Here is a 6,393-nt window from a genome sequence, read left to right as displayed (position 1 = left end):
GGCAAGGAGAAGTCGGCCCTCAGCTAGCCGGCCCCCGGTCCCTTCCTTGGGGCCCGGCATCCCCCTCCGGCGGCGCGCCCGCCCCACCCCCCTGGGCGGGTGCGCCGCCGGACCCGAGCACCACCCCGGTTCGACCTCTGCTCCACTCCACCGCGCACCACAAGGGAAACCGCTCATGGACCTGACCCTCGACGGCAAGGTATTCCTGGTCACCGGCGCCTCCGCCGGTATCGGCGAGGCCACCACCCGGCTGCTGGCCGCCGAAGGCGCCCACGTCGTCGGTGTCGCCCGCAAGCCCGACACCCTCGCCGCCCTCGGCGAGCGCGTCACGCCGCTGGCCGCCGACGTCACCGACCCCGGCGCCGCCGCCCGTATCGTCGAAGCCACCCTCGAGCGCCACGGCCGTCTCGACGGCCTCGTCAACAACGTCGGCGGACTCACCTCCCGCACCTCCTTCCTCGACGTCACCGACGAGCAGTGGAAGGCCACCTTCGAGCTCAACTTCCATTCCCTGGTCCGCATCACCCGCGCCGCCCTGCCCGCCCTCCTCGACACCGGGGACGCGGCCATCGTGCACCTGGCCAGCGAAGCGGCCCGCTTCCCCGACGCCCCGCTCATCGACTACGCCGCCACCAAGACCGCCCTGCTGTCCCTGTCGAAATCGCTGGCCGCCGAGTTCTCCCCGCAAGGGGTGCGCTCCAACATCGTCTCCCCGGGCCCCACCCGCACCGCCCTGTTCGACGCCCCCGGCGGCTTCGCCGAACAGCTCGCCGCCCGCTTCGACATGTCCCCCGACGACGCCGTCGACCACTTCGTGCGCACCGTGCGCGCCCTGCCCACCGGCCGTATCGGCACCCCCGACGACGTCGCCCGCGTCATCGCCTACCTGCTCTCCCCGCTCGCCCGGCAGGTCACCGGCGCCGAATGGGCCGTCGACGGCGGCGCCCTGCGCCAGATCTGACCCCCGCGCCCCCCTCCCACCTCCACCTGCCTCGGGCCGCCTCGGCGGGCACGCACCCGGCCGCAAAGGACACCCCTGTGACCACACACCCCACCCCGGTTGGAGAAACACCCCAGCAGCGCGCCCAGCGGTTCGAACGCGACGCACTCGCCCACCGCGGCCGGATGTACGCCGAGGCCCTGCGCCTGACCCGCAACCCCGCGGATGCCGAAGACCTCCTCCAGGACACCTACGCCGCCGCCTTCCGCAGCTTCCACCAGTTCGCCCCCGGCACCAACCTGCGCGCCTGGCTCTACCGCATCCTGAAGAACACCCACATCAACGCCTACCGCAAACGCAAGGCCGAACCGCCCCACGCCTCCCTGCGCGACGTCGAGGACTGGCAGCTCGCCCGCGCCGCCTCCCACACCTCGACCGGCCTGCCCTCCGCCGAATCCCAGGTCCTGGACGCCATGGCCGACCCCGACGTCAGCCACGCGCTCGCCCACATACCCGACGACTTCCGCACCGTCGTCCTCCTCGCCGACGTCGAAGGCCTCCAGTACAGCGAGATCGCCCACCTCATCGGCGTACCCCACGGCACCGTCAACTCCCGCCTCCACCGCGGCCGGCGCCGCCTGCGCACCCTCCTCAAGGACCACCCCACCCGGCGCCGGGAGACCCGCTGATGCCCCCCGCGCTCATCGCACTCGCCCTGGGCGCCTTCGGGATCGGCACCACCGAATTCGTCATCGTCGGCCTGCTGCCCGAGGTCGCCGCCGACCTCTCCGTCTCCATCCCCGCCGCCGGCATGCTGGTCACCGGCTACGCCCTGGCCGTGGTCGTCGGCGCCCCGCTGATGACCGCGGCCGGCTCCCGCCTGCCCCGCAAAACCATGCTCGCCGTGCTGATGAGCGTCTTCATCGCCGGCAACCTGCTGTGCGCCCTGGCCGACAGCTACCCGCTGCTCATGGCCGGCCGGCTGGTCGCCGCCCTCACCCACGGCGCGTTCTTCGGCATCGGCTCCGTCGTCGCCGCCGGCCTGGTCGCCCCCGACAAACGCGCCGGCGCCATCGCCCTGATGTTCACCGGCCTCACCGTCGCCAACGTCCTGGGCGTGCCCATGGGCACCTTCCTCGGCCAGCACTTCGGCTGGCGCTCCACCTTCTGGGCCGTCACCGCCTTCGGCATCATCAGCCTCGCCGGCGTCCTGGCCCTCGTACCCCGCCAGCCCCCCGAGACCGCCGGACTGCGCGGCGAACTCGCCGTCTTCAAACGCGGCCAGGTCTGGCTCGCCCTGGCCACCACCACCCTCGGCTTCGCCGGCGTGTTCGCCTCCTTCACCTACATCGCCCCGATGATGACCGACGTCGCCGGCTTCTCCGCCTCCGCCGTCACCTGGCTCCTGGTCCTCTTCGGCGCCGGGCTGTGCGTCGGCAACGTACTGGGCGGCAAAATGGCCGACCGCAGCCTCATGCCCAGCCTCTACGTCATCCTCGCCGCCCTCGCCGCCGTCCTCGCCGCGTTCGTGTTCACCGCACGCGCCCCGCTGCCCGCCGCCCTTACCCTGGCCGTCTTCGGCGCCGTCGGCTTCGCCACCGTCCCCCCGCTGCAGATGCGCGTCATGCAGAAAGCCGAAGGCGCCCCCGCCCTCGCCTCCGCCGCCAACATCGCCGCCTTCAACCTCGGCAACGCGCTCGGCGCCTGGCTCGGCGGACTGGCCATCGACCACCACCTCGGCTACACCGCACCCAACTGGATCGGCGCCCTGCTCACCACCGCCGGCCTGGCCACCGCCCTGCTCTCCGGCCTCCTCGACCGCCGCCACCGCCGCCGGCCCACGCCGCCCGCCACCCACCCCGCGGCCACGCCCGCCACCGCCGCGGAACCCGGCCCCGGCCCGGACCCCGCCCGGCCCCCCGCCGCCGTCTGACACCCCCCACCCCCCACCCCGCACAGCCGCACCACCGCGTACCACCGCGCCCGGGCCTGTCGGCCCCTTCAAGGACCGGCCCCGGGCGCACCCGCACGCCCGCACCCCTGCACCGTGCGCGGGCGGGGCGTGCTCCGGCCCCAACTCCGTACACCCATCACAGAATCCGAGGTATCGACGATGAGCGGTATCGACCGCCGTACCGTCCTGGGCCGCACCGCCGCGGTCGCCGGCACCGCGCTTGCCGCAGGAGCCCTGGCCCCCGCCGCCCGCGCCGCCGCCCCCGCCCAGAGCTCCGGCGCCGCGGCCGAGACGACCGGCGCCACCATCCGGCCCGGCGACCCCCGCTACGCGGGGCTGACCACCGGCAACAACCAGCGGTTCGTCGCCGAACCCGACTACATCAAAATGATCCGCTCCGCCAAGGACGCCGAACGCGCCCTGGAAGCCGCCTTCAAGGCCGGCAAGCGCGTCGCCGTACGCTCCGGCGGCCACTGCTTCGCCGACTTCGCCGCCAACGCGGACATCGAGGTCATCCTCGACTTCTCCGAGATGACCCACGTCGGCTACGACGAGACGCGCCGCGCCTTCGTCGTCGAGCCCGGCGCCCGCCTCATCAACGTCTACGAAGCCCTCTACAAGGGCTGGGGCGTGACCATACCCGGCGGCATCTGCTACAGCGTCGGCGCCGGCGGCCACATAGCCGGCGGCGGCTACGGCCTGCTCTCCCGCGCCCACGGCCTGGTCTCCGACCACCTGTACGCGGTCGAGGTCGTCACCGTGGACGCCACCGGTCGCGCCCGCACCATCGTCGCCACCCGCGAGAAGAACGACCCGCACCGCGAGCTGTGGTGGGCCCACACCGGCGGGGGAGGGGGCAACTTCGGCCTGGTCACCCGCTACTGGTTCCGCTCCCCGGGCGCCCGCGGCACCAACCCCTCCGACCAGCTCGTCTCCCCGCCCTCCACCGTCCTCGTCTCCGCCGTCGACCTGCCCTGGGACCAGCTGGACGAGGCCACCTTCGCCCGCCTGCTGAAGAACTTCGGCGCCTGGCACGAGACCCACAGCGCCCCCAACTCGCCCTACCGGCACCTCTCCAGCCTGTTCAACGTCAGCTCCAAGGCCCACGGCAGCCTGGGCATGTTCACCCAGGTCGACGCCACCGTCCCCGGCGCCAAAAAGCTCCTGGACGACTACATGGCCGCCATCCTCGCCGGCACCAAGGTCACCCCCCGCGCCCTGACCCGCGCGAACGGCGAACTGCCCGCCATGCCGCAGCTGGCCGCCCCCCAGCACCTGCCCTGGCTCCAGGCCACCCGCCTGGTCGGCACCAACAACCCCACCATCACCAACCCCACCTCCCGCGGCGCCCACAAGTCCGCCTACATGCGCACCAACTTCACCGACCACCAGGTCGCCGCCATGTACCGGCACCTGACCCGCCCCGACTTCCACAACCCCGACACGATGATCGTGCTGTTCTCCTTCGGCGGCCAGGTCAACGCGCTCGCCCCCGACGCCACCGCCAACGCCCAGCGCAGCTCCGTGTTCAAGATGTGCTTCCAGACCTTCTGGGCCGACAAGGACGAGGACGCCTTCTACCTCGGCTGGGCCCGCGGCATCTACGAGGACTTCTTCGCCAAGACCGGCGGCGTGCCCGTCATCGACGACACCACCGACGGCTGCTACATCAACTACCCCGACACCGACGTCGCCGACCCGCGCCGCAACCGCTCCGGCGTCCCGTGGACCACCCTCTACTACAAGGACAACTACCCCCGCCTGCAGCGGGTCAAGAAGGCCTACGACCCCACCGACTACTTCCGCCACTCCCTGTCCATCCAGCTGCCCCGCCGCTGACCAGGCCCCAGGCCGCCCGGGCGCGACCCCCGCACACCCGCGGGGGCCGCGCCCACCCCCATATCCCCTCCACTCCACACCCTTCACCCCGCACCACATCACTGCGCACCACCGCACCCCAACCGACCCGCACCCGCTTCCGGGACAACCCCGAAGGACACGCCCATGCCCGCAAGCCCGCCCGGCCGACCGGACCTCTCCCACATCGTCAAGGCCTACGACATCCGCGGCACTGTCCCCGACCAGTGGGACAGGCCGCTGGCCGAACTCTTCGGCGCCGCCTTCGCCAAGGTCACCGGCGCCGACGCCATCGTCATCGGCTACGACATGCGGCCCACCTCACCCGCCCTGGCCCAGGCCTTCGCCCAGGGCGCCGCCCTCTACGGCACCGCGGTCACCGACATCGGGCTCGCCTCCACCGACCAGCTCTACTACGCCTCCGGCGCCCTGAACCTGCCCGGCGCCATGTTCACCGCCTCGCACAACCCCGCCCAGTACAACGGCATCAAGATGTGCCGCGCCGGCGCCGCCCCCATCGGCCAGGACACCGGCCTCGCCGAAATCCGCGCCCTGGTCGAACAGTGGGCCGCCGACGGCCCCCCGCCCTCCTTCACCCCCGTCGGCACCATCCGCCGCCGCGACGTCCTGGCCGACTACGCCGCCCACCTCACCTCCCTGGTCGACGTGGCCTCCATCCGGCCGCTGAAGGTCGTCGTCGACGCCGGCAACGGCATGGGCGGCCACACCGTCCCCACCGTCTTCGAAAACCTCCCCCTCGACCTGGTCCCCATGTACTTCGAACTGGACGGCACCTTCCCCCACCACGAGGCCAACCCGCTGGACCCGAAGAACATCACCGACCTCCAGGCCCGCGTCCGCGCCGAAGGCGCCGACCTCGGCCTCGCCTTCGACGGCGACGCCGACCGCTGCTTCGTGGTGGACGAACGCGGCGAGCCCGTCTCCCCGTCCGCGATCACCGCCCTGGTCGCCGCCCGCGAACTGGCCAAACACCCCGGCGGCACGATCATCCACAACCTGATCACCTCCTGGTCGGTCCCCGAAGTCGTACGGGAAAGCGGCGGCGTCCCGGTCCGCACCCGGGTGGGGCACTCCTTCATCAAGGAAGAGATGGCCCGCACCGGCGCCGTCTTCGGCGGCGAGCACTCCGCGCACTACTACTTCCGTGACTTCTGGAACGCGGACACCGGCATGCTGGCCGCCCTGCACGTCCTGGCCGCCCTCGGCAGCCAGCAACGCCCGCTCTCCCAACTGGTCGCCTCCTACGACCGCTACGCCGCCTCCGGCGAGATCAACTCCACCGTCGACGACCAGGCCGCCCGGATGGCAGCGGTCCGCGCCGCCTTCGAAACCCGCGACGGCGTCACCCTCGACACCCTCGACGGCCTCACCGTCACCGCCCCGACCTGGTGGTTCAACCTCCGCGCCTCCAACACCGAACCCCTGCTGCGCCTGAACGCCGAGGCCCACGACGAACCCACCGTCGCCGCCGTACGCGACGAGGTCCTCGCCCTGCTCCACTGACCCCGCAGGGGCCCCAAGGCCCCCTGCAAGGCCCTGACAGGGCCGCGCACCCCTCCCGAAGCCCCCGGCCGCCCCCGCGGCACGGGGGCTTCGTGCTGCCCGCCCCCAGCCCGCGGAT

The 6,393-nt window shown here is 72.6% G+C and carries 5 protein-coding genes; all 5 read left to right on the top strand.

Going from position 1 to position 6,393, the window contains the following annotated elements:
• Positions 1 to 175 precede the first annotated feature (175 nt).
• The 5 genes from ACZ7LT_RS34400 (at position 176) to ACZ7LT_RS34380 (ending at position 6,275) form a co-directional block, all read left to right on the top strand.
• The gene (locus ACZ7LT_RS34400) at positions 176 to 961 is read left to right on the top strand and encodes an SDR family NAD(P)-dependent oxidoreductase (protein ID WP_471240032.1); all 786 of its coding nucleotides are present in this window, start codon (positions 176 to 178) and stop codon (positions 959 to 961) included.
• A gap of 77 nt (positions 962 to 1,038) precedes the next feature.
• Positions 1,039 to 1,629, top strand: a complete 591-nt coding sequence (locus tag ACZ7LT_RS34395) for a sigma-70 family RNA polymerase sigma factor (protein WP_471240031.1) — start codon at positions 1,039 to 1,041, stop codon at positions 1,627 to 1,629.
• Complete coding sequence (locus ACZ7LT_RS34390) at positions 1,629 to 2,873, top strand: MFS transporter (protein WP_471240030.1); 1,245 nt, start codon at positions 1,629 to 1,631, stop codon at positions 2,871 to 2,873. The genes ACZ7LT_RS34395 and ACZ7LT_RS34390 overlap by 1 nt, the downstream gene beginning before the upstream one ends.
• Positions 2,874 to 3,053: 180 nt before the next feature.
• Positions 3,054 to 4,733: an FAD-binding oxidoreductase gene (locus tag ACZ7LT_RS34385; protein WP_471240029.1), complete on the top strand. Its 1,680-nt coding sequence runs from the start codon at positions 3,054 to 3,056 to the stop codon at positions 4,731 to 4,733.
• A 165-nt stretch (positions 4,734 to 4,898) separates the two neighbouring features.
• Entirely contained in the window at positions 4,899 to 6,275 is a 1,377-nt protein-coding gene (locus ACZ7LT_RS34380; RefSeq protein ID WP_471240028.1) for a phosphomannomutase/phosphoglucomutase, read from the top strand.
• The last annotated feature ends 118 nt before the right edge of the window (positions 6,276 to 6,393 follow it).

It is taken from the genome of Streptomyces sp. NPDC039465, from assembly GCF_055639315.1.
The sequence above is the reverse complement of the archived record's forward strand: the minus strand, read 5'-3'. Positions and strand labels throughout refer to the sequence as shown.

Bases quoted from the DNA above. Each gene is read 5' to 3' on its own strand.
- ACZ7LT_RS34400 (WP_471240032.1), top strand. From the start codon at position 176: ATGGACCTGACCCTCGACGGCAAGGTATTCCTGGTCACCGGCGCCTCC.
- ACZ7LT_RS34390 (WP_471240030.1), top strand. From the start codon at position 1,629: ATGCCCCCCGCGCTCATCGCACTCGCCCTGGGCGCCTTCGGGATCGGC.
- ACZ7LT_RS34385 (WP_471240029.1), top strand. From the start codon at position 3,054: ATGAGCGGTATCGACCGCCGTACCGTCCTGGGCCGCACCGCCGCGGTC.
- ACZ7LT_RS34380 (WP_471240028.1), top strand. From the start codon at position 4,899: ATGCCCGCAAGCCCGCCCGGCCGACCGGACCTCTCCCACATCGTCAAG.